Source organism: Bradyrhizobium sp. USDA 4504 (assembly GCF_054063995.1).
The window spans coordinates 2,075,256-2,098,387 of record NZ_JBSSGV010000001.1; the positions used below are offsets into that span (position 1 = coordinate 2,075,256).

General features: G+C 64.4%; 16 protein-coding genes, 1 tRNA gene and 2 pseudogenes. 15 read left to right on the forward strand and 4 right to left on the reverse strand.

Annotated features, from left to right (window positions below):
• Positions 1–407 precede the first annotated feature (407 nt).
• The 8 genes and pseudogenes from ACVMB1_RS09140 to ggt form a co-directional block, all read left to right on the forward strand.
• Positions 408–2,198 (forward strand): annotated as a pseudogene (locus tag ACVMB1_RS09140) (putative bifunctional diguanylate cyclase/phosphodiesterase); the annotation flags it as partial.
• Between the two features lie 71 nt (positions 2,199–2,269).
• Positions 2,270–2,929: pseudogene (locus tag ACVMB1_RS09145) on the forward strand (VOC family protein); the annotation flags it as partial.
• Positions 2,930–3,086: 157 nt separating this feature from the next.
• A complete protein-coding gene (locus tag ACVMB1_RS09150; protein ID WP_141340570.1) occupies positions 3,087–3,557 on the forward strand; it encodes a DUF1801 domain-containing protein in 471 nt (156 codons plus the stop codon).
• Positions 3,558–3,778: 221 nt separating this feature from the next.
• Positions 3,779–5,056, forward strand: coding sequence for a sulfite dehydrogenase (gene soxC, locus ACVMB1_RS09155; RefSeq protein WP_141340571.1), 1,278 nt, complete (start codon positions 3,779–3,781; stop codon positions 5,054–5,056).
• A 34-nt stretch (positions 5,057–5,090) separates the two neighbouring features.
• Positions 5,091–5,588 (forward strand): c-type cytochrome, encoded by a 498-nt coding sequence (locus ACVMB1_RS09160; RefSeq protein ID WP_057020025.1) that lies wholly within the window; start codon positions 5,091–5,093, stop codon positions 5,586–5,588.
• 136 nt (positions 5,589–5,724) lie between these two features.
• Complete coding sequence (locus ACVMB1_RS09165) at positions 5,725–6,033, forward strand: BA14K family protein (RefSeq protein ID WP_141340573.1); 309 nt, start codon at positions 5,725–5,727, stop codon at positions 6,031–6,033.
• A gap of 146 nt (positions 6,034–6,179) precedes the next feature.
• Positions 6,180–7,679 (forward strand): amino acid permease, encoded by a 1,500-nt coding sequence (locus tag ACVMB1_RS09170; RefSeq protein ID WP_200844434.1) that lies wholly within the window; start codon positions 6,180–6,182, stop codon positions 7,677–7,679.
• Between the two features lie 84 nt (positions 7,680–7,763).
• Positions 7,764–9,500, forward strand: coding sequence for a gamma-glutamyltransferase (ggt, locus tag ACVMB1_RS09175; protein WP_141340574.1), 1,737 nt, complete (start codon positions 7,764–7,766; stop codon positions 9,498–9,500).
• 118 nt (positions 9,501–9,618) lie between these two features.
• Here ggt and ACVMB1_RS09180 read toward each other — a convergent pair whose 3' ends face one another.
• Positions 9,619–9,954, reverse strand: a complete 336-nt coding sequence (locus ACVMB1_RS09180) for a hypothetical protein (RefSeq protein WP_253640092.1) — start codon at positions 9,952–9,954, stop codon at positions 9,619–9,621.
• 558 nt (positions 9,955–10,512) lie between these two features.
• On the opposite strand from ACVMB1_RS09180, the gene ACVMB1_RS09185 reads away from it, so the two are divergent.
• The 4 genes from ACVMB1_RS09185 to ACVMB1_RS09200 all read left to right on the forward strand — a co-directional run bounded on the left by ACVMB1_RS09185 (position 10,513) and on the right by ACVMB1_RS09200 (position 14,340).
• Positions 10,513–12,993: a penicillin-binding protein 1A gene (locus tag ACVMB1_RS09185; protein WP_076826508.1), complete on the forward strand. Its 2,481-nt coding sequence runs from the start codon at positions 10,513–10,515 to the stop codon at positions 12,991–12,993.
• Positions 12,994–13,293: 300 nt separating this feature from the next.
• Positions 13,294–13,455 carry a hypothetical protein gene (locus ACVMB1_RS09190; RefSeq protein WP_158074173.1) on the forward strand — a complete coding sequence of 54 codons (162 nt, stop codon included), beginning with the start codon at positions 13,294–13,296 and terminating at the stop codon, positions 13,453–13,455.
• A 232-nt stretch (positions 13,456–13,687) separates the two neighbouring features.
• Positions 13,688–13,761: transfer RNA gene (locus ACVMB1_RS09195), tRNA-Gln, on the forward strand.
• Between the two features lie 171 nt (positions 13,762–13,932).
• Positions 13,933–14,340: a GNAT family N-acetyltransferase gene (locus tag ACVMB1_RS09200; RefSeq protein ID WP_018271115.1), complete on the forward strand. Its 408-nt coding sequence runs from the start codon at positions 13,933–13,935 to the stop codon at positions 14,338–14,340.
• A gap of 22 nt (positions 14,341–14,362) precedes the next feature.
• Here the strand turns inward: ACVMB1_RS09200 and ACVMB1_RS09205 are convergent, their stop codons facing one another.
• The 3 genes from ACVMB1_RS09205 to ACVMB1_RS09215 form a co-directional block, all read right to left on the reverse strand.
• Entirely contained in the window at positions 14,363–14,869 is a 507-nt protein-coding gene (locus tag ACVMB1_RS09205) for an invasion associated locus B family protein (protein WP_076826741.1), read from the reverse strand.
• 105 nt (positions 14,870–14,974) lie between these two features.
• Positions 14,975–18,127, reverse strand: a complete 3,153-nt coding sequence (locus ACVMB1_RS09210; protein ID WP_076826511.1) for an efflux RND transporter permease subunit — start codon at positions 18,125–18,127, stop codon at positions 14,975–14,977.
• The gene (locus ACVMB1_RS09215) at positions 18,124–19,293 is read right to left on the reverse strand and encodes an efflux RND transporter periplasmic adaptor subunit (RefSeq protein WP_076826513.1); all 1,170 of its coding nucleotides are present in this window, start codon (positions 19,291–19,293) and stop codon (positions 18,124–18,126) included. Before ACVMB1_RS09215 ends, ACVMB1_RS09210 begins: the two co-directional genes overlap by 4 nt.
• A gap of 182 nt (positions 19,294–19,475) precedes the next feature.
• On the opposite strand from ACVMB1_RS09215, the gene ACVMB1_RS09220 reads away from it, so the two are divergent.
• The 3 genes from ACVMB1_RS09220 (at position 19,476) to ACVMB1_RS09230 (ending at position 23,131) form a co-directional block, all read left to right on the forward strand.
• Positions 19,476–19,937, forward strand: a complete 462-nt coding sequence (locus ACVMB1_RS09220; RefSeq protein WP_016841339.1) for a MarR family winged helix-turn-helix transcriptional regulator — start codon at positions 19,476–19,478, stop codon at positions 19,935–19,937.
• 127 nt (positions 19,938–20,064) lie between these two features.
• Positions 20,065–20,304, forward strand: coding sequence for a hypothetical protein (locus tag ACVMB1_RS09225; protein ID WP_028344615.1), 240 nt, complete (start codon positions 20,065–20,067; stop codon positions 20,302–20,304).
• A gap of 259 nt (positions 20,305–20,563) precedes the next feature.
• A complete protein-coding gene (locus tag ACVMB1_RS09230) occupies positions 20,564–23,131 on the forward strand; it encodes a TonB-dependent receptor (protein ID WP_316394955.1) in 2,568 nt (855 codons plus the stop codon).
• Position 23,132 lies beyond the last annotated feature (1 nt).

The window sequence follows — 23,132 nt, forward strand, 5'->3', positions numbered from 1 at the left end:
CGGCTAAATCTACACCTTCCCGGTGACGATTTGTTTCTATCGTACCGGGAGATTACGCGCTGTCGCGCGCATCGGCGGCGGAATCGTCGCTTTCCGGCACAGCCGCGTTTGTTTCCCGGCTTTTCCGTTAAGGCGGGATTCACCATCTCTGAGGAGTGCATCGGCAGCTCCGTAGGTTTACGGGGCATTGGGCGCGATTTGTCATACCCTGTCGCCCGGTATCGCGTAACCGATTGCTAACTGCGAGTTGTAACGACCTTTCCATTTGTGCTGCGTAACGATGCCGCGCCCTGGGAGAGATCAGCGTGCGCATCGAACACCGCAATTCATCGTCAGGAAATGCCGATGCTGGCTCGACCAAGGGGCTGGCGTTCTGTGCCGGCCTGTTGGTCGGCAGCCTGCTCGGAAGCGCGACCGCGCAATGGAGTGAGCGCGAAGGCCTGCTGATGGCGGCATTCGCGATCATGGCCGTGATCGTCTTCCTGTTGCTCAAGCGGCACGAAATCTCCGACGAGCGGCTCGCCAGCGAACGCCGCAATCTCATGACCGCCGTGAACAACATTCCGCAGGGCCTCGTGCTCTACGATGCATCGGCGCGCATCATCATCTGCAACCGCCCCTACATCGAGATGTTCGGGCTTTCGCCCGACGTCGCCAAGCCCGGCTGCACGATGCACCGGCTGATTGCGCATAGACAGGAGACGGGCTCGTTCGACGGCGATGTCGACGACTTCTGCGACGCCATCATCGGCAACGTGAAGCTTGGCCGCGCCACGCGTCAGCTGACGCAGGCGCCGGGCGGGCGCGCGATCGAGATCGTCAACAAGCCGCTGCCGGAAGGCGGCTGGGTGGCGACCATCCAGGATGTCACCGAGCGTGCGCGCACCGAGAACAAGATCGCCCACATGGCGCATTATGATGCGCTGACCGACCTGCCGAACCGCGTGCTGTTCCGCGAACGCCTGGAGCGGGCGCTGAAGGCGATCCGGCCGGATCAGCAGCTCGCGGTCATGTATATCGACATCGACGAGTTCAAGGCCGTCAACGACGCGCTCGGCCATCAGATCGGCGACGAATTGCTCAGGGCGATCGCCGACCGCCTGCGCGGCTGCGTTGGGGACACCGACGTCGCGGCGCGGCTCGGCGGCGACGAGTTTGCCGTGATCCAGACCACCGTCCGCGATCAGACCGAGACCATGCAGCTCCTCGCTGCGATCTATCAGTCGATCCGCCGGCCGATCGACTGCAGCGGGCATCTGATCACCACCGATGCCAGCATCGGCATCGCCGTTGCGCCCGCCGACGGCCTCGACATCGATCAATTGCTGCGCAATGCCGACCTCGCGCTCTACGGGGCCAAGAGCGACGGCCGCCGCACCTACCGGTTCTTCGAGACCGGCATGGATGCACGCGCCAAGGCGCGGCGCAGCCTCGAGCTCGAGCTGCGCCAGGCGATCGCCGACGGCAGCTTCGAGCTGCACTATCAGCCGCTGCTCCATCTCGAGGAGGGGCAGGTCAGTTGCTGCGAGGCGCTGGTGCGCTGGCGTCATCCCGAACGCGGCACCATCTCGCCGGCGGATTTCATCCCGATCGCCGAGGACACCGGCCTGATCAACGATCTCGGTCACTGGGTGCTCAACACCGCGTGCCGCGAGGCGATGAACTGGCCGGAGCATGTTCATGTTGCGGTCAACGTGTCTCCGATCCAGTTCAAGAGCCAGACGCTGGCACTCAACGTCGCCGCCGCGCTCGCCGCGACAGGTCTGGCACCTTCGCGGCTCGAGCTCGAGATCACCGAGGCGGTGCTGATCCGCGACGACGAGGCTGCGCTCGATATCCTGCATCAGCTGCGCGAACTCGGCGTCCGTATCGCGCTCGACGATTTCGGCACCGGCTATTCCTCGCTGAGCTATCTGCAGCGCTTCCCCTTCGACAAGATCAAGATCGATCGCGCCTTCATCAAGGATCTCGCCGGGACCGGCGCGTCGTCCACGATCGTCCAGGCCGTCGTCAACATCGCCGCTGCCAGCGACATGACCACGACCGCGGAGGGCGTCGAGACCGAGCAGCAGCGCAACCTGCTGCGCATCCTCGGCTGCACCGACATGCAGGGCTATCTGTTCAGCCGGCCGGTGTCATCGGCTGAAATCCGCAAGCTCCTGTCGTCGGATCACGAGAAGGCTGTCTCGGTCGCCTGACGCCTGCCTTGACCGCTTTCACGAGGTGATTCCGGCCATGGAATGCCCTGCGAGCGCAATTGCCGTCGCCAGGTGACATGGGGCAGGGGCCGGCATTCCGCTGCCGCGATCCCGACGGCCATGTCATCGAGCTCTATTACGAGACCGAGTGGTACGAGGCGCCGGCCGAGCTGAAGCCCGCGCTGAAAAACCAGGCGCAGCGCTTTCCGGCGCGCGGCGTCAATGTCCGCCGGCTCGACCATCTCAATTGCCTCGCGGTCGACATCAAAGCCAACCGTCTGTTCTTCGAAGACTACCTCGGCTGCCGCACCACCGAGCAGATCGTACTCAACGACGGCACGGAAGCCGCGATGTGGATGACGATGTCGAACAAGAGCTACGACTTCGCCTATACGCGCGACCATTACGGCAAGCGCGGCCGGTTTCACCATGTTACCTACGCGCTCGACAGCCGCGAGGAGATCCTGCGTGCTGCGGATATTTTTCTCGAGCACGGGGTGCATATCGAGACCGGGCCGCACAAGCACGCGATCCAGCAGACCTTCTTCCTCTATGTCTATGAACCCGGCGGCAACCGCGTCGAGGTCGCCAACGCCGGCGCACGCCTGATCCTTGCGCCGGACTGGAAGCCGATCGTGTGGACCGAGGAAGAGCGCAGGAAGGGACAGGCGTGGGGGTTGAAGACGATCGAGTCGTTTCACACCCACGGCACCCCGCCCGTGATCGACTAGATGCGAGACCGCCGCACGAAGGCCGCCCGAGCGCGTCGATACGCCGCCGCGAACACCCGCGGTCGCTGACGACAGCGCCGCCGCGCAACCGATATGATCCGGTTCGCGGCGGCGGACGCTGCGCCGCGCGAAATTTGAACCGGTGAGAGCGGGCACAATGGCTGGCAAGACGCGAAAGACGTCGGCGAAGGGGGCGAAAAAGAGCGCCGCGAAGCGTGGCTCTGCAAAGCCGCGTCTGCTCGCGGGCGGCAATCCGCAGATCGCAAAAGGCTATGGCGATGCTCCGGTGCAAGCCTATATCGCCGCGATGCCCGGGTGGAAGCGCGACGTCGGGCGCAAGCTTGACGCGCTCATCGTGCGTGCCGTCCCCGGCGTGCACAAGGCGGTGAAGTGGAACTCGCCGCTCTACGGCATGGAAGGCGACGGCTGGTTCCTCGGCATCCATGTCTTCACGCGCTACGTCAAGGTGGCTTTCTTTCGCGGTGCGTCGCTGCATCCGGTGCCGCCGGGCGAGTCCAAGCAGCAGCACACGCGCTATCTCGACATTCACGAGAACGACGAGCTCGACGAAGCCCAGTTCACCGCGTGGGTGAAGCAAGCCAGTCAATTGCCCGGCGAACGGATGTGAGTGGCAACGCAGGTCAGGACCGGTAAGCAGCGGCCACGACGCGCTGTCGATGCAGCTCTGCGCGATAGAGCATTGCCTCGCCTCAGCCCTTTGGTGTTAGGCTGCGCCAAAGCCCGATGAATCGCCATCGCGCTTTGGATTGTTGTCCTGGCATGATCTTTTCGGAAAACCGCTTCGCACTTTTCCGGATCATGCTCTGGTAACGTCAGAGGAAAACGTCGATGAGCGAACACACGACGGACAAGCGCGTGCGAGAGGCGTCTCGCAGGCGATTCCTTCAGGCCGGCGCAGCACTGGCCGGTGGCTCCGCCATATCGGGAGTTGCCGGTTCTACCGCGCTTGCCGAACAGGGGAATAATCTTCCGCCCAATGTGCCGGAATGGATGAAAGCGCCCGGCGACCCGATGGGAAGCCAGCCCTATGGCACGCCGTCGGTTCACGAGAAGGCTGTCGTCAAGAACATCTCGAAGACGCTGCCGCAATACATCTCCGCTTCGGGCCGCACGCCGCTGCAGGAGCTCGACGGCATCATCACGCCGAACGGTTTGTTCTACGAACGCCACCATGGCGGCGTGCCGACCATCGACCCGGCCGAGCACCGGCTGGTGCTGCATGGCATGGTCGATCGCCCGCTGGTGTTCACGATGGAGGACATCCGCCGCTTTCCGTCGCAGTCGCGCATCCACTTCCTCGAGTGCTCCGGCAATCCGGTCTACACCAAGCCGTACGGCAAGACGGCCTCCGACCTCGTCGGCCTGCTGAGCTGTGCGGAATGGACCGGCGTGCCGCTCAAGACGGTGTTGGACGAAGCGGGCCCGCAGACCGGCGCCAAATGGATCGTGGCCGAAGGCGCCGACGCCGCTGCGTTGACGCGCTCGATCCCGATCGAGAAATGCCTCGACGACGCCATGCTGGTCTACAGCCAGAATGGCGAGCGGCTGCGCCCGCAGCAGGGCTATCCGCTGCGCCTGTTGCTGCCCGGCTTCGAGGGCAACATGAACGTGAAGTGGCTGCGCCGGCTCAAGGTCGTCGCCGAGCCGGCCTATTCGCGCGAGGAGACCTCGAAATACACCGACCCGATGCCTGACGGCACGTCGCGCGAATTCACCTTCTACATGGAAGCCAAGTCGATCATCACACGGCCGTCCGGCGGGCAGAAGCTGACTGCGCAGGGCTTTCACGAGATTACCGGCATCGCGTGGAGCGGTCACGGCAAGATCAAGAGCGTCGAGGTCTCGCTCGACGAGGGCAAAAGCTGGCAGCAGGCCGAATTGCAGGAGCCGGTGTTGACGCGCGCGCTCACGCGCTTTCGCTTGCCCTGGCATTGGGACGGCAAACCTGCCGTGATCCAGAGCCGCGCCATCGACGAGACCGGATACGTGCAGCCGACGCTGGCGGAATTGGTCAAGGTGCGCGGTCTCAACTCGTTCTACCACAACAACGCGATCTGGCCCTGGCGCATCGATGCGAATGGTGAGGTGAGCAATGGCCAGGCGTAAGCTCAAGACGGCGTTCGTTGTGAGTGCGATCGCGATGCTCGCCACTGCCGGGCAGGCCGAGGATCGCTTTGGCATCGGGCGTGCGGCGACGCCTGCCGAGATCGCCGGCTGGAACATCGATATCGGCCGTGACGGCTCCAACCTGCCGCCGGGCAGCGGCAGTGTCGAGCACGGCCGCACGGTGTTCAGCGAGCAATGCGCTGCGTGCCATGGCGACAGCGGGCAGGGCGGCATCGGCGATCGCCTGGTCGGCGGACAGGGCACGCTGGCGAGCCCAAAACCGATCCGCACCGTCGGCAGCTATTGGCCCTATGCCCCGACGCTGTTCGACTACATCCGCCGCGCGATGCCGCAGAACGCGCCGCAGTCGCTGAGCAATGAGGACGTCTACGCGGTTTCAGCCTACATCCTCAGTCTGAACGGCATCGTGCCGGCCAATGCGGTGCTCGACGCCAAGTCGCTCGCCGCCATCAAGATGCCGAACCGCGACGGCTTCGTCTCCGACCCGCGGCCCGACGTGCACAACCACTGAGCGGCAGGCACGGCCGGGTGGCTCGCAGCATCGTGACGTCGTGGCCCCTGTGCCCGGAGGATTGCCGTCCCTATGTCCGTTTGGGGGCGGCTCGGCCGTCATCCGGCACACGTTTATGATCGATAGGAGAGGCCGCATGACCAGGTCATGGGCAGTCGCAGCCGCCATGCTGCTCGTGGGAATGACGTTCACGCCGGTCGCGGCCCAGATGTCAGAGCCGGCATATTTCGACGCGCAAAATCCCGGGCGCAGCGCGATCAACGGCGGCGCCCTGACGCCATGGGGTGAGGCCCAGGAGGCCGTGCAGCGCCGCGGCAATCCGGCGAACGCCTACGCCGCCATGCCTGCGGTGGAGCCATCTTCCGCCTGCGCGCGTTACCGTTCATTCGATCCGGCGTCCGGCACCTTCCTTGGCCGCGACGGCCGCCGCCATCCCTGCCGATAAGGCCCTGCGCCGCGCTTGGCGGTGGATAAGGGCGCCGGCATTCGCCCGGCGCGCGAACGACTGGACGTTAGGCGCGTTATAGTCCGCCGATCGTGTCGGGTCCCGCCGGACCCGAGCAGCGGAGGACACCCGGCGTGACAGACGCTCTGGCCGGTTTCTGGGACCGAAAGTCGACCTCGGACCTGTTGCGGGAGGCGGCGCGGGCCGATGGCGACGCGGAGACGCCGATCTTCAGGCGCTCGCTGTCGGCGTTGCAACTGGTCACGCTCGGCATCGGCGGCATCATCGGCGCCGGCATCTTCGTGCTGACGGGCCACGCGGCCGCCGCCAATGCCGGTCCCGCGGTCACGCTCTCCTTCATGCTTGGTGCGGTGGCCTGCGCCTTCGCCGGCCTGTGCTACGCCGAGATGTCGTCGACGGTGCCGATCTGCGGCAGCGCCTACACCTATGCCTACGCCACGCTCGGCGAGCTGATCGCCTGGATCATCGGCTGGGACCTGATCCTCGAATACGCGGTCGGCGCGATCGCGGTCTCGGTCGGGTGGTCCGGCTATTTCGTCAGTCTGATGCGCGATTTCGGCATCAACCTGCCGCAGCAATTCACCTCGGCGCCGCTCGCTTACGACGTCAACACCGGCGCGTGGTCATCGACCGGTGCGGTCATCAACATCCCGGCGATGGCGATCATCGCCTTCGTGACCACGCTGCTGGTGGTCGGCATTCGCGAGTCCGCGCGCTTCACCAGCTTCGTCGTCGTGGTCAAGCTCGTTGTGATCGCGCTGTTCCTCGCTACCGCGGCTTCCTCGGTGACCCTGGCGAACTGGGTAACGGCGGGCAACCCGGAGGGCGCGCTGATCCCGCCGAATGCCGGTCCTGGCGTGTTCGGCTGGTCCGGCGTGGTCCGCGGCGCGGCAGTGGTGTTCTTCGCCTATATCGGCTTCGACGCGATCTCGACCGCGGCGCAGGAAGCGAAGACGCCGGAGCGCGACATGCCGATCGGCATTCTCGGCTCGCTCGTGATCTGCGCCGCGCTCTATGTCGCGGTCGGATTCGTGCTGACCGGCATCGTGCCCTATGACCGACTCAGCGTGCCCGATCCGATCGCGGTCGGCATCGATGCGATCGGTATCGGCTGGCTCGGTCCGTTCATCAAGCTCGGCATCCTGTTCGGATTGACATCGGTGATCCTCATCATGCTGCTGGCGCAACCGCGGATCTTTCGCGCCATGGCGCATGACGGATTGCTGCCGGGCTTTGCCGCCAAGATCCATCCGCGCTTCCAGACCCCCTATGTCTCGACCATCTTCGCCGGCACCGTGGCCGCTCTTCTCGGTGGGCTGTTGCCGATCGGGCTGGTCGGCGAACTGGTCTCGATCGGCACGCTGTTCGCGTTCACGTTGGTCTCGATCGGCACGCTGGTGCTGCGCGTGCGCGATCCGGAATTGCCGCGTCCGTTCAAGGCGCCGGCGATCTGGCTGGTGGCCCCGGCTGCCGCCGGAACTTCGCTGTTCCTGATGTTCGGCCTGCCGCTCGACACCTGGATCAGGCTCGCGGTGTGGCTAATGATCGGGCTTGTGATCTATGCGGCCTATGGCAGACGGCACAGCCGGCTGCGGGCGAGCGGCGGGGACCGCGCGGGCCTATAGTGCGCGTGCGTGCGGCCTGCTAGATGTACGCGTTGAGATAGCACCGCAAGCCGCGACAGGCCGGCATTCTCCGGGGAGACTTCCATGCAAAATCCAACGGCACGCGCGCGATGGATGGTCGCCGCGCTCGTCTCGATCGGCATCATGTCGGCTGCTCCCGGTCGCGCAGCCTCGGTTGCGCCGGCCGCCGCCGAGAACGGGATGGTGGTCTCCGCGCAGCATCTCGCGACCCAGGTCGGCGTTGAGGTGTTGAAACGGGGCGGCAATGCGGTCGATGCGGCGGTCGCCGTTGGTTACGCGCTTGCGGTGGCCTATCCCGCCGCCGGCAATCTCGGTGGCGGCGGGTTCATGACCATCCAGTTCGCCGACGGTCGCAAGACCTTCCTGGATTTCCGGGAGACCGCGCCGAAGGGCGCCACAGCCGACATGTATCTCGACAAGGACGGCAAGGTCATCCCCGGGTTATCGACCAAGGGGCATCTCGCCGTCGGCGTACCGGGCTCGGTGGCCGGCATGGAATATGCGCGCGAGAAATACGGTACGATGAAGCGCGCTGACGTCATCGCGCCGGCGCTGCAACTGGCGGAGGATGGTTTTGTGCTCGACCAGGGCGACGTCAGCATGCTGCAGGCCTCGACCAAGGACTTTCAGGACGATCCGGCCTCGGCCGCGATCTTCCTCAACAACGGCAAGCCGTTCCAGGTCGGCGAACGGCTGACGCAGCATGAGCTCGCCGAGACGCTGCGCGAGATCAGCAAGCGCGGCAGTGATGGCTTCTACAAGGGCTGGGTTGGTGCTGCGATCGTCGCCGCGAGCCAGGCCGGCAAGGGACTGCTGACGCAGGAGGATCTGGACAACTACAGGGTTCGCGAGCTGGCGCCGGTCGAATGTGACTATCGCGGTTACCACGTGGTCTCGGCGCCGCCGCCCAGTTCGGGCGGTGTGGTGATCTGCGAGATGCTCAACATCCTCGAGGGCTATCGGCTGAAGGAGCTCGGCTACCACTCGGCGCAGGCGGTGCACTACCAGATCGAGGCGATGCGCCACGCTTACGTCGATCGCAACAGCTATCTCGGCGATCCGGACTTCGTGAAGAATCCGCTCGAGCGCCTGCTCGACAAGACCTACGCCGCGAAGATCCGTGCCGCGATCGACCCGGCCAAGGCCGGAGTGTCCAGGGACATCAAGCCCGGCGTTCCGCCGCATGAGGGCAGCAACACCACGCACTATTCGATTGCCGACAAGGACGGCAATGCGGTGTCGGTCACCTACACGCTGAACGACTGGTTCGGTGCCAAGGTGACGGCGGCCAGGACCGGCGTGCTGCTCAATGACGAGATGGACGACTTCACCGCCAAGGTCGGCGTGCCGAACCTGTATGGGCTGGTGCAGGGGGAGGCCAACGCGATCGTCCCCGGCAAGCGTCCGCTGTCCTCAATGAGTCCGACCATCGTCTCCAAGGACGGCAAGCCGGTCATCGTGATGGGCACCCCGGGCGGCAGCCGCATCATCACCGCCGTGCTGCTGACGATGATCAACGCGATCGACTATGGCATGAACGCGCAGGAGGCCGTGGACATGCCGCGCTTCCACCAGCAGTGGCTTCCCGAGGTGACCAACCTCGAGGACTACACGCTGTCGCCGGATACGCGGAAGATCCTGGAGGGCATGGGCCACAAATTCGGCCCGCCGCATCCGGCCAACCACCTCGCGGTGATCATCATCGGCGCGCCGTCGCTGGGCGGCAAGCCGGTCGGCAACAACCGCTTCTATGGCGCGAACGACCCGCGGCGCAATTCGGGGCTCGCCGCGGGCTATTGATCGTGACGGCTAGCGACAATCCGTAGCCCGGATGAGCGAAGCGATATCCGGGTCTTGTTGAGCTCCCGCATGTCGCTCCGCTCGTGCGGGCTGCCGCTCCAATTGATCCGCGCTGCGGTCAGGCGACGGCGGTCGACCTGCCGTCCTTTTGCCCGCTGGTCAGCAGCAAGCGCTGGCGGATCGCGTCTTCGATCAGAGCCAGGGATTGCTTGGCTTCGCGCGCCTCGGCTTCGGCGGCCTGGGCGCGGAATTCGGCCGCATCGAGTTGCTCCTGTTGGGACTCGATGCGCCGTCGGGCTTCCTCAAGCGCCCGCGACGCATCCCTCAATTTGCGCTCGGTGGCGGCGATGATTTCGAGCTGCGCCTGTTCGGCGGCCTCGGCGCGCGCTTCGCCGGCGCGGGCCCTGTCCTCGATGCTGCGGAACAAATCCGCCGCCTGATAGACGAGGTCCAAGGCTTCTGTGCCCATGGCCGATGCGGGTGGTCTTGGAAATCCAAGAACGTTAGGGTCGGCCGTAAATGGCCGTTTGAATCCGCGCAGTGCCATCCAAATCAGCCCGTCGCGAGTCGGTGTATGCCAACAACTTGCGGTAGTTATGGTTAACAAATCCTTAATGTGATTGGCGCGCCGGCGCTGTCCACCGGTTTCTGATGTCGCAGCACCCAAATCGTCGGCCGGATCGGGGAATCGATCCGTCCGGCCCGCGCTTTTCTTTCGGAACGTGCTCTCCGCGCAAGCGTATCGAGACCGCAGCGCTATCAGGCGCGGTGCGCGAAGCGCGCAGCGCTGCAGCGGAGATCGATGCAGCCTCCGCGGGCGCTGCCAGTCGGCGAGGTCTGCCGATTTGGCTGCGGGCGCGAGCCGGGCTCTATGGCATAAGTTTGACGCTTGGCTTGCTTTAATTCTCCGGTGTTGAATTGCAGGTCCATGGAGCGACCGATATACCGGGCGGCCTAAGTGGCACGCAGCGCGCTCAGAACGAGCGACGTATTCGCCACGGAAATCTGGTCGATGAAATTTCTGTTGCGGTTCTTCGGGTTCCTGTTCACCGCAGGCACCATCCTGTTCCTGGCTGGTCTGGCCGCGGTCGCAGGGCTGTTCTGGCATTTCTCCAAGGACCTGCCCGAGTATTCGCAGCTCCAGAACTACGAGCCGCCGGTGATGACCCGCGTGCACGCGGCCGACGGCTCGCTGCTCGGCGAATACGCCAAGGAGCGCAGGCTTTATCTGCCGATCCAGGCGGTGCCGAAGCTCGTGATCAACGCGTTCCTCGCCGCCGAGGACAAGAATTTCTACGAGCATGGCGGCGTCGACTACACCGGCATGGCGCGCGCCGGTGTCGCCTACATCCAGAACTTCGGTTCCAACCGGCGGCCGCAGGGCGCCTCGACGATCACCCAGCAGGTCGCCAAGAACTTCCTTTTGACCAACGAGGTGTCGTTCACCCGCAAGATCAAGGAAGCCTTGCTGGCGATGCGAATCGAGCGGGCTTACTCCAAGGACAAGATCCTCGAGCTCTATCTCAACGAAATCTATCTCGGCCTTGGCGCCTACGGCATCGCGGCGGCCTCGCTGGTGTATTTCGACAAGTCCGTCAATGAGCTGACGGTCGCGGAAGCGGCCTATCTGGCGGCGCTGCCGAAAATGCCGGCCAGCCTGCATCCGGTGCGCAACCGCGCGCGCGCCGTCGAGCGCCGCAACTACGTGATCGACCGCCTGCAGGAGAACGGCTGGATCACCGCGGCCGACGCCGACAAGGCGCGCAAGGAGCCGCTGACCGTCACCAACCGCAGCAATGGCGCGCACACCTTCGCCGGCGAATATTTCTCGGAAGAAGTCCGCCGCGACATCTTCGAGCGCTATGGCGAGAAGAAGCTCTATGAGGGCGGCCTGTCGGTGCGCACCACGCTCGACCCCAAGGTCCAGGTGATGGCGCGCAAGGCCATGGTGGCTGGGCTCGTGAACTATGACGAGCAGCAGGGCTATCGCGGTGCGATCCAAAGGCTCGACCTGACCAGTGACTGGGGCGTGCCGCTCGCCGAGATCAAATCGCTGTCCGACATCTCGCCGTGGCGAATGGCGGTGGTGCTGGAGAGCAACGACCAGTCGGCACGGATCGGCTTCCAGCCGGGCCGCGAGCTCGGCGGCGCCATCAGCAAGCAGCGCGAGACCGGCATCATCACGATGGACGGCGCGCGCTGGGCCAAGAGCAAGGGCAAGACGCCGACATCGGTGGCGCAGGTGCTGCAGCCAGGCGACGTGATCTACGCCGACCCGCTCTTCAGCAAGGACGGCCAGCGCGTCGAAGGCCAGTACCGGCTGCGACAGATCCCTGAGCTGTCGGGTGCGATGGTGGCGATGGATCCGCACACCGGCCGCGTGCTGGCGATGGTCGGCGGCTTCTCGTTCGACCAGAGCCAGTTCAACCGCGCGACGCAGGCCTATCGGCAGCCCGGCTCGACCTTCAAGCCGATCGTCTATTCGTCGGCGCTCGACAACGGCTACACCGGATCGACCATGATGATCGACGCGCCGATCGAGATCGACCAGGGGCAGGGCAACATCTGGCGGCCCGAAAACTTCTCCACCGGCAAGTATCAGGGCCAGGTGACGCTGCGCAACGCGCTGCGGCTCTCGCTCAACACGGTGACCGTGCGGCTGGCGCAGGAAATCGGCATGCCGCTGATCGGCGAATATGCAAAGCGCTTCGGCGTCTATGACGAGTTGCCGAACTATCTCGCCTACGCGCTCGGCGCCGGCGAAACCACGGTGATGCGGATGGCCACGGCCTATTCGATGATCGCCAATGGCGGCGTCCGCGTGAAGCCGACCTTGATCGACCGCATCCAGGACCGCTACGGCCACACCATCTTCAAGCACGATCAGCGCGAATGCCGCGGCTGCGACGCACCGGAGGGCTGGAAGAACCAGCCGGAGCCGCAGCTCGTCGACCGCCGCGAGCGGGTGCTTGACGCGATGTCCGCCTACCAGATCACCTCGCTGATGGAGGGCGTGATTCAGGCCGGTACCGGCACCGCGCTGAAGGACGTCGGCAAGCCGCTCGCCGGCAAGACCGGCACCTCGAACGAGGCCAAGGATCTCTGGTTCGTCGGCTTTTCGCCGGACCTCGTGGTCGGTCTCTATGTCGGCTACGACAAGCCGCGCTCGCTCGGCCGCAACGCGCAGGCCGGCCATACCGCGGCGCCGATCGCGCGCGACTTCCTGAAGCTCGCGCTGGCCGACAAGCCCGCCACCCCGTTCAAGCAGCCGGTCGGCATCCGGCTGGTCCTGGTCGATGCCAAGACTGGCCAGCGCGCTGTGCCCGGCCAGAACCGGGGCGTGGTGCTCGAGGCCTTCAAGCCGGGCCAGGCGCCGCCGTTCAATGATCCCGGGATGGTCGCCGGCACCGACGTGATCGACGGCACCCAGCAGGGCATTTCGCCGGACGCCGATCGGGCCGTGATGCGGTCAGGGACGGGCGGGCTGTACTGAGGTCGGGCCGGCAAGGCGTTCACGAGACGCGGCTCGACCTTTTCCACGAACGGGCGGTGCATGCGTAAGCATGACACGTCAGATGACATGCCTTGCGCCGATGTCCCGCGCTAAGGCCTGCGTCCCCACGCTTGGCGCTGATGTTCGGCGGTCTGTGGGCGATCAACTTCGAGGGAGGTGTGTGAACGGCCCGCCGGTGAGCCGCACCAACCAGAGAGAACGGTCGCGACGTCCGCGCGAAGGCGCCGCGGGTGCCGTTGTTAGGGCGGTTACTCCAACAAGCGATTGTGCGTGAGACCAATGATCAAGACGCTCGTTGTCGTGGTTCAGGTAACCTGGACGGTTTCGGTGGTTGGAATGGCAACCGTGATCGGCGTGCTGGGATTTGGGTGCCACGGCTGGATCGGCGCGATTGGGTTCGGCACCGCCGGATTTGGTGTTGGAGCCGTGTTGGCGGCCTGACCCGAACTGCTGCTGGAATTGCTCGCCGGAATGTGACTCGTGTGGCTCGCACCGGTCGGGTCGGTGGCGTCCCGACTTGCGATTTTCGCGCCCGCTCCGCCAACAATGCTTGCCAAGCGTGGGACCAAGCGGGTAGAAGGTCGCTCTCGCGCGGGCGCTGATTTGGCAGGCGAACCCGCTGCACCGAGATGTCCAGTCATCCAGCTAAGCTATTGATACCACGGACGATTCTTGGGGAATGGTGTAACGGTAGCACAACAGACTCTGACTCTGTTTGTCTTGGTTCGAATCCAGGTTCCCCAGCCAATCCGCCTCGGTGGCGTGATCATCCTCTCAAATCCCGACGAGATAGCCGGCTGCAGCTGCCGACGGAGGACCAGTCGTATGTGTGCCATCACGGCAGGGTGGATTGGTCCGGCGTAATCCACCATGGTCTCGCGCGTGTGGTCCGGCTCGTTGCAACAGAGGTTTAGGCTGATGGACGAAATTCTCTATGCCCGCGAAGCGTCGATCGGCGTCGATGAGTTCATCGAGGTGCTGCGGCAGTCGGGCCTCGGCGAGCGGCGACCGCTGGCGGATACCGACCGGATGGAGCGCATGATCGCCAATGCGAATCTGATCGTGACGGCGCGGAAGGCGGGCAAGCTGGTCGGCGTGTCGCGCGCGCTGACCGATTTCGCCTATTGCTGCTATTTGTCGGACCTTGCGGTCGATCGCGGATACCAGGGACATGGCATCGGCAAGCGTCTGATCGCGGAAACGCGGCGCCTCGCCGGACCTGAATCGATGTGCCTGCTGTTGTCGGCGCCTGACTCGATCGGGTTCTACAAGACCATCGGCATGCCGCAGCCGGACAACGCGTTCCTCTACAAGCGGGAGCGATAGCGGACGGCTACGCTGCGCGGCGCTATTTGATCTTGTCGTAGACCGTCGCGAAGTCGGCAAGCGGCATCGGGATAGAGATGGTTTCCTTGCCGAGATTCTGGAACGACACTTTGAGCTGCTTGCCCGATTTCAGCTGGGTCAGGACATCGGCGGCGATCGGCGTATTGATGTAGCAGCCGCGTGCCTCGCACGTCTGGATCGGCACGTCGACGGCCTTGCCGTCGTCGACCTGCAGCTTGGCGCCGACCGGCAGGTTCAATCCGAGTGGAAGCTGGATCAGCGCCACCGGCGTGCGGGTGTCGCCGGGAACGCGGATATTGACCAGCACGATGAGCTGGCCGGTCTTGGTGAGCACCGCGGTCTGTTCCATCGCGCATTCGAGCGAAGCGTCGCGGCTCGCACTGGTGCAGCGCGCAATCCAGCCGGAATTGTTGGGGGCTGCTGTATCACCCTGAGGAGCCGCGGGCGCAGCTGCCGGAGCGGGCGCGTTCTTGCTCTTGGCCGTCTGGGCGTGGCCAGAGTGGGCCATGCCGAACGCGGTCAGCAGGACGAAGAGCGACTTGGCGACAATCTTCACGGTACCGGCTCCGAAATGAACATCTTTCGGATGTGCCGGGATGCCAGCAAAGTCAAGTCACTCGGCGGCCTCCTTGACCGATCCATGCTCGTCGTCGTCAGCATCGTGGTCGGTGCGCGGCGAGCGGCCCCAGGTCGCAAACGCATTCGAGAGCCTGTCGAGATAGAGGTAGACGACCGGCGTCGTGAACAGCGTCAGCGCCTGGCTGACGATCAGGCCGCCGACCATGGCGTAGCCGAGCGGCTGGCGGATTTCCGAACCGGTGCCGGTCCCTAACATCAGCGGCACGCCGCCGAGCAAGGCGGCCATCGTCGTCATCATGATCGGGCGGAAGCGGAGCAGGGCGGCTTGGCGGATCGCCGCGACAGGCTCCATGTGCTGGTCGCGCTCGGCCGCGATCGCGAAGTCGACCATCATGATGCCGTTCTTCTTCACGATGCCGATCAAAAGGATGATGCCGATCAGCGCGATCAGCGAGAAGTCGAAGCCGGCCGCCATCAGGATCGCGAGCGCGCCGACGCCGGCCGACGGCAGCGTCGACAGAATCGTGATCGGGTGGATGTAGCTCTCGTAGAGAATGCCGAGGATCAGGTAGACGACCACGAGCGCCGCGAGGATCAACAGCGGCACGGTCGACAACGATTGCTGGAACGCCTGCGCGGTGCCTTGGAAGCTCGAGCTCAGTGTCGGCGGCGCGCCGAGGTCGACCATCGCCTTCTGCACCGCTTCCGTCGCCTGGCCGAGCGCAACACCCTGCGCCAAGTTGAACGAGATGGTGATCGCCGGGAACTGGCCCTGATGGCTGATCGAGAGCGGCCGTACCGGCACGCTGGTCCAGGTCGCGAAGGTCGAGATCGGCACCTGTTCGCCGGTCAGCGGCGACTTGATGTAGATCTTGTTCAGCGTGTCGATCGCGCCCTGGAGCTCCGGCAACACCTCGAGGATGACGTGGTAGCTGTTGAGCTGGGTGAAGTACTGCGTCACCTGGCGCTGGCCGAACGCGTCATAGAGCGTGTCGTCGATCAGCTGCGGCTGGATGCCATAGCGCGAGGCGGTGTCGCGGTTGATCTTCAATTCGAGCGTGGTGCCGTTGGTCTGCTGGTCGGTGGCGACGTCGCGCAGCTGCGGCAGCGTTTGCATCTTGCCGAGAATCTTCGGCGCCCATTCGTTCAATTCGGCGAGGTTGGCATCCTGCAGCGTGAATTCGAACTGGGTGCGGGTCGGGCGGCCGCCGAGGCGGACGTCCTGCGCCGCCTGCATGAACAGCCGGGCACCCTCGACCTTCTCCAGCTTCGGCCGCAGCCGGGCGATGACCTGCTGCGCGTTGGCGTCGCGATCCTTCAGCGGCTTCAGCGTGATGTACATCGCGCCGTTGTTGCCGGCGCGGCCGCTGCCGCCGATCGCCATCGCCACCGTCGCCACCGCGGGATCCTGCTGCACGATCTTGCCGAGTTCCTCCTGCTTCCGCTTCATGTCGGCGAAGGAGATGTCCTGGTTGGCTTCCGAGGTCGCGGTGATCAGGCCGACGTCCTGCTGCGGGAAGAAGCCCTTCGGGATGACGACGAACAGGTAGACTGACAGCGCCAGCGTCCCGAAGAAGATCATCAGCGTCGTGAACTTCCAGCGCAATGCGAGGTCGAGCACGCTCTGATAGCCGCGCAGCATGGCGTCGAAGCCGCGCTCGCTGAGCTGGTAGAACCGACCGTGCTTCTCGTCATTGTGGGCGCGCAGGAAGCGCGAGGCCATCATCGGGGTCAGCGTCAGCGACACGAACATCGAGACGAAGATGGTCATCGCGAGCACGACCGCGAATTCGCGGAACAGGCGGCCGATGATGCCGCCCATCAGGAGCAGCGGGATCAGCACCGCGACCAGTGAGATGCTGATCGAAACGATGGTGAAGCCGATTTCCTGCGAGCCCTTGAAGGCGGCAGCCATCGGCTTCTCGCCCTCTTCGATGTAGCGGCTGATGTTCTCCAGCATCACGATGGCGTCGTCGACCACGAAGCCGACCGCGATCGTCAGCGCCATCAGCGACAGATTGTCGAGCGTGTAGCCGAACACCCACATCAGCGCGCAGGCGCCGAGCAGCGCCAATGGCACCGTGACCGTCGGGATCACGGTCGCCCAGAAACTGCGCAGGAAGACGAAGATCACCATCACGACCAGGAAGATGGTCAGCAGCAGGGTGAACTGGACGTCCTCGACCGCCGCGCGGATCGTGGTGGTGCGGTCGCTGATCACGTCGATCTTGATCGCCGGCGGGATCGCGGCGACCAGTCGGGGCAGCGCCGCCTTGATCTTGTCGACGGTGTCGATGACGTTGGCGCCGGGCTGCTTGAAGATGACCAGGAATACGCCGCGCTTGCCGTTGGCCCAGGCGGCCTGCTTGGCGTCCTCGGGCCCGGTGACGGCCTGGCCGATATCACGGATCCGCAGCGGCCCGCCGTTGCGGTAGGCGATGATGACGTCGTTCCACGGGCTCGCCGTGAGCAGCTGGTCGTTGGCGTAGATGGTATAGGCGCGGGTGGCGCCGTCGATGTTGCCCTTCGGACTGTCGACGGTGGCGATGTTGATCGCAGCGCGGACGTCCTCCAGCGACAGGCCCTTGGCGACGAGCTTGGCGGGGTCGATCTGGACGCGAACCGACGGCTTCTGCTGGCCGCCGATGATGACCTGCGCAACGCCCGAGATCTGGCTGATCTGCTGCGCCAGCTGGGCGTCGACGGCATCGCTGACCGTCGTCAGCGGCAGCGTGTCCGATGTCGCCGACAGCAGCATGATCGGCGAGTCCGCCGGGTTGACCTTGCGGTAGGTCGGCGGCGAGGGAAGGGTTTTCGGCAACTGGCCGCTGGCCGCGTTGATGGCGGCCTGCACGTCGTTGGCGGCGCCGTCGATGCTGCGGTTGAGGTCGAACTGGATGGTGACCGCCGCCGTGCCGAGATAGCTGGTCGAGGTCATCTGCGCGATGCCGGGGATCTGCGCGAACTGGCGTTCCAGCGGCTGGGCGACCGATGTCGCCATCGTTTCCGGGCTGGCGCCGGGCAGGGTCGCAGTGATCTGGATGGTGGGGAAGTCGACCTGCGGCAGCGGCGCGACCGGCAGCAGGGGATAGGCGACGAGACCGACGAACAGGATGCCCGCCATCAGCAGCGAGGTGCCGATGGGGAAACGAATGAATGGTGCGGAAATTCCGGCGCCGACGCTCATTCCTGCGCAACCTTCGACTGGGACGGATCCGAGCTCGCCACTGCCGTTGTCACCGGGGTTCCCGGCGAGACCTTGTACTGCCCCGCGGTGATCACCTGCTGTCCGGGCGACAGGCCCTCGTCGATCACCGACTTGCCGTCGATCGACTGGCTGACCTTGATCTTGCGAAGCTCGGCCTTGTTCTCCTGATTGACTGAATACGCGTAGAGGCCATCGGTGCCATGCTGCACCGCGTCATCCGGGACGACGGTGGCATCCTTCAAGGTCCTGACCAGAAGGCGGGTCGAGACCGACTGGCCCGGCCACAGCGCGTGGTCCTTGTTATCAAACACCGCCTTCAGCCGGACAGTCCCGCTTGACGTGTCGACCTGATTGTTGATCAGCGCCAGGGTTCCCGTGGATAGCACCCGCTTGCCGTCGGTGGTCAGGGCAATGGTCTTGGGCGGCGCCACGGCCAGCGCCGCCTTGATGTCCGGCAGCTGGTCTTCCGGCGCGGTGAAGATCACCGTGATCGGCTCGATCTGGGTGATCGTGACAATGCCGGTCTGGGCCGAGGCATTGACGATGTTGCCGATATCGACCAGTCGCAGGCCGACAATCCCGTCTATCGGGGATTTGACGGTCGTGTAGTCCACCTGGGTCTGGGCGTTGAAGATGGCGGCCTCGTCAGCCGAGATCTGGGCGGTCAGCTGCGCCACCGTGGAGCGCTGGGTGTCGAGCTGCTGGCGTGTCGCGAACTCGCCGAGCCTGGTGGTGCGCTGCAGGTCGAGATTGGCGTTGGCGAGATTGGCTTCGTCCTGGGCCTTCTTGGCCTTGGCCTGGTCGAGCGTCGCCTGATAGGGCCGCGGATCGATCTCGACCAGCGTGTCACCGGCCTTGACGAACTGGCCTTCCTTGAAAGCGATCCTGGTGATCTGACCGTCGACCCGGGTGCGGACCTGGACCGTGTTGAACGCCTGCACGGTGCCGAGGCCGGTGAGATAGACAGGGAAGTCGGCTTTCTCGACCGGCGAGATCTTGACCGGAACGGCCGGGCGTTGGGCGGATCGCTTCTGCGCGGCTTCGATCGCCTGCTGGTTGCTAGTGTGTTTCTGCCAGCCGAAATAACCGGCGGCGCCGACCGCAGCGATCACTAAAACCCAACCGATGGTGCGTGACTTTGACATGCGGACTCTTGGGTTCGACGTAACAATAAAGGCTGATCGAAACGGTTCACAGAGCTTGCGGATATAATATGCGTGCACTTAATGTGTAAACACACCAAGGCTTGAGAATCCTAAACATTTGGAAAGGTTTAGGTCAGAAACGAGCAGAAACAATTCGCCTGGGAAACGCACCGAGGACCCCTATGTCGCTCGATCTCAAACGCCAGTTTATCGCGCAGCTCGTCGAGAGTTCCCGGCTGCTGCGCAATTATATCGATCATCGCGCCAAGGCGCGAGGCACCACGCGTGCGCAATGGATCGTGCTGTTCCGCCTGCGCGAGCAGGAGGGACTGTCCCAGGTCGATCTCGCCGACGTCCTCGAATTGCAGCCGATCTCGCTGGTGCGGCTGCTCGACCGCCTCGTCGAGCATGGCCTGCTCGAACGCCGTCCCGATCCCAGGGATCGCCGTGCCAATCGCCTGTTCCTGACCAGGAGCGGGCGCCGCCTCGTCGACGATCTCGACAGCCTGCGCGACGCGATCGCCGGCGATGTGCTGCGCGACGTCTCGGACAAGCATGTCGAAAGCGGCCTCGCCACGCTGCGCGAGGTCAAGGATCGCATCAAGGCGCTCGGCGAGGAGGCGGAGCGCATCGCTGCGAAATAGCGCATCTCATCGTGCGCAGATTCCTTCGCTCCATCCATTCACCCGTTGCAGCGTGCGCGAGCCGGTTGAATCGTCGCGGGATGTCGTCCATATCGCGCAGCGACGATGCGAGAGGACGAGGGCTGCGATGGATGAGTTGAACGGGCGCATGATGGCATGCCAGATCCTGGTTACCGGATTGATCGCGCGCGTCGCCAACGAGCAGCGCGACCCGCTGCGCTTTCTCACCGACTTCCGCGACGAGATCAAAGCGGTCGTCAACGGCGTCAACATCGCCGGCCTCGAGAACAGCGACCGCGTGCGGCAGGTCGCGCAGCGGACGATCGACGAGCTGTTTTCGCTGATGAAGCCGCCAAGCGCCGAGTAATCGCGTGGTCGCATGGACAGCGCCCGCACGCGGCAGCCAATGACGGGCGGCATCGATTTAGAACGATTATTAGAACACTTAAAAACTACAGTTTAGAACGATTTCAAACCGTAGATTAGAATCGCTTTGAATTGGGGCGATTCAAGCCGACTGTTGCGCTCGTCGCATTGATAAAAAAGGTCACGCTCGATAACCGATGGAGACAGTTCGTCGCAGCTTCATTTCGCGAACGAGCTGATTTTTCTGGGGCGAGCAAGACATGAGCAATGTGAAGGCGCCGAGATCGCTGCGCTTTGATGCAGCGATCGGTTCGGCTGATGACACCGGTTATTCCGTCACGAAGGTCTCCGCAGTCGCGAGCCTGATCGCGGTGGCGTCGTTTTCGGGGGCTGAAGCGCAGCAATCCAACCTGCCGCCGGTGAATGTCGATGCCCCGGTCGCTCGCCCGCGGCCCGTGACGTCAAGGCCCACTGCGGACCAGGTCCGCGCCCGCAACGCGCTGCGCCGCGCCGCGCGCCGTAACAACCAGCAGGCACAGCAAGCGCCGGTGCCGTTTCCCAACGCCGGCGGTCTTCCCGCCGACCGCGATCCGTACGCGGATCCGGCCGCGCCGTACAAGGGCGACCGTTTGCAGTCGTCCGGGAAATATCCCGAGCCGATCCTGAACACGCCGAAATCGGTCACGGTGCTGACCAAGGACGTGCTCGAAGACAAGAACGCCACATCGCTGAAGTCGGCGATCCTGTCGACCGCCGGCGTCACGCTCGGCACGGGCGAGGGCGGCAATGCCTTCGGCGACCGCTTCTTCATCCGCGGTTTCGATGCGCGCAACGACATCTTCATCGACGGCGTGCGCGACTCCGGCGTCAGCGTCCGCGAGAACTTCTTCACCGAGCAGGTCGAGATCCTGCGCGGCCCGGGCTCGTCCTTTGCCGGCCGCGGCACCACCGGCGGCGCGATCAACATCGTCACCAAGCAGGCGACGACGCAGAACAGCTTCTACAACATGGACACCACGTTCGGCACCGATCGCACCAAGCGCGTGACGCTCGACGTCAACCAGGTGATCAGCCCGACACTGGCGATCCGCGCCGGCGGCCTGTTCCAGGATGCCGGCGTCGCCGGCCGCAGCTACGTCACCGACGACCGCAACGGCGCGTTCGTCGCCGGAACATGGAAGCCGGTCGATGCGGTGAAGATCACCGGCAACTACATCCACACCGAACTGACCGGACTCCCGGATTTCGGCGTGCCGTACTATCGGCCGAGCACCGCGAGCACGGCCGGCGGTCCGTTCCCGGATTTCGGCGTCAACCGCAACAATTTCTACGGCTTCGTCAACCGCGACTTCTTCAGGACCGGGCAGGACATCGGCACGATCAATGCCGAGGTGCAGATCACGCCGGACCTCGTGGTCAGCAACAAGATCCGGGAATCGCGTTCGACCCAGAACTACATCGGCACGCTGCCGGAAGCGCCGACGCTTGCCGCCGGCGCTCCGTTCACGGCGTATACGTTGAGCGCCAATCCGCAAAGCCGCTACCAGGTCACCGACGTGTTCGCCAACCAGACCGAGGCGACCTACAAGTCGGTCGACGGCCTCGGCTTCAAGCACACGACGACGGCCGGCGTCGAATACGACAACGAGCGGTCGTCGATCGACAGATATCTCGGCCTGAGCTCGGAAATAACGACCGGCACATCGGCATTCACGGGAAGCGGATCGCTCTCCGGCGTCAGCGTGTTCAATCCGCAATACACCAACATTCCGTTCCCGATTCCGTCGGGGCTGTCCGGGCTGCCGACCAAGATCGGGATCGACACCACCAGCGGCTACATCATGGATACCGCGAACTACAATGACTTCGTGATCCTCAATGGCGGCATCCGCTACGACGACTACAAGATCAACACGTCAGGCTATCTGACTTCGGGCGGCAGGACCACATTCGGCAGTCAGTCGGCCGACTTCGGGATGCCGAACTTCAACCTCGGCCTCACCTTGAAGCCGTTGCCGAACGGCAGCGTCTATGCGGCCTATGCGACCTCATCCAACCCGGTCGGCGCCGAATTCGACGGCACCAGCACGGCGTATGGCGGCCTGTCTCCGGTGCTGAACGGCGGCAATACCCAGATCTTCGGGCCGGAAAAGAACAAGGCGATCGAAGTCGGCACCAAGTGGGAATTGTTCGATCGTCATCTGCTGGTGACGGCGGCGCTGTTCCAGACCGAGAAGGAAAATGCGCGCGAATCGCAGAACGTGAACAACGCCACCGCGGCGGCAGCGCTCGGTTGCTCCTATCCGACCGGGACGACCGGCAATATCTCCTGCATCACCGCGGGCGCGGCCTACCGCATCCGCGGCATCGATCTCGGCGTCGGCGGCAAGATCACCGACAAATGGAGCGTGTTCGGCGGTCTCGTGCTGATGCAGTCGGCAGTGACGAGGTCGCTGGCGCCGCCGGCCAACACCATCCTGTACTCCAGCAATGTCGGACTGCCGCTCGCCAACGTCGCGCACCAGTCGTTCAGCATGCTGACCAAGTACCAGCTCACCGACATGTGGGAGCTAGGCGGGCAGGCGGTGTATCGCTCGAAGGTCTATGGCGGCACGCTGCTCGCGGCCAACCAGGGCACCTCGATCCCGAGCTATTGGCGCTTCGACGCCTTTGCCGAAGCTAAGATCGACAAGCACTGGACCATGAAGCTGTTCGTCAACAACATCTTCGACAAGCGCTACTACGATGCGCTGTACCAGAGCGCGGCGCCGTTCGTGCTCGAAGCGCCGGGACGCGCCGCGTATCTGGTTGTTTCTGCGCGTTACTGAC

What these genes read in the sequence shown, in the direction of transcription:
- ACVMB1_RS09150 (WP_141340570.1), top strand. Translation starts at nt 3,087, where the DNA reads ATGGCTGGCAAGACGCGAAAGACGTCGGCGAAGGGGGCGAAAAAGAGC.
- soxC (WP_141340571.1), top strand. Translation starts at nt 3,779, where the DNA reads ATGAGCGAACACACGACGGACAAGCGCGTGCGAGAGGCGTCTCGCAGG.
- ACVMB1_RS09160 (WP_057020025.1), top strand. Translation starts at nt 5,091, where the DNA reads ATGCTCGCCACTGCCGGGCAGGCCGAGGATCGCTTTGGCATCGGGCGT.
- ACVMB1_RS09165 (WP_141340573.1), top strand. Translation starts at nt 5,725, where the DNA reads ATGACCAGGTCATGGGCAGTCGCAGCCGCCATGCTGCTCGTGGGAATG.
- ggt (WP_141340574.1), top strand. Translation starts at nt 7,764, where the DNA reads ATGCAAAATCCAACGGCACGCGCGCGATGGATGGTCGCCGCGCTCGTC.
- ACVMB1_RS09185 (WP_076826508.1), top strand. Translation starts at nt 10,513, where the DNA reads ATGAAATTTCTGTTGCGGTTCTTCGGGTTCCTGTTCACCGCAGGCACC.
- ACVMB1_RS09190 (WP_158074173.1), top strand. Translation starts at nt 13,294, where the DNA reads ATGATCAAGACGCTCGTTGTCGTGGTTCAGGTAACCTGGACGGTTTCG.
- ACVMB1_RS09200 (WP_018271115.1), top strand. Translation starts at nt 13,933, where the DNA reads ATGGACGAAATTCTCTATGCCCGCGAAGCGTCGATCGGCGTCGATGAG.
- ACVMB1_RS09205 (WP_076826741.1), bottom strand. Translation starts at nt 14,869, where the DNA reads ATGGCCCACTCTGGCCACGCCCAGACGGCCAAGAGCAAGAACGCGCCC.
- ACVMB1_RS09210 (WP_076826511.1), bottom strand. Translation starts at nt 18,127, where the DNA reads ATGAGCGTCGGCGCCGGAATTTCCGCACCATTCATTCGTTTCCCCATC.
- ACVMB1_RS09215 (WP_076826513.1), bottom strand. Translation starts at nt 19,293, where the DNA reads ATGTCAAAGTCACGCACCATCGGTTGGGTTTTAGTGATCGCTGCGGTC.
- ACVMB1_RS09220 (WP_016841339.1), top strand. Translation starts at nt 19,476, where the DNA reads ATGTCGCTCGATCTCAAACGCCAGTTTATCGCGCAGCTCGTCGAGAGT.
- ACVMB1_RS09225 (WP_028344615.1), top strand. Translation starts at nt 20,065, where the DNA reads ATGGATGAGTTGAACGGGCGCATGATGGCATGCCAGATCCTGGTTACC.
- ACVMB1_RS09230 (WP_316394955.1), top strand. Translation starts at nt 20,564, where the DNA reads ATGAGCAATGTGAAGGCGCCGAGATCGCTGCGCTTTGATGCAGCGATC.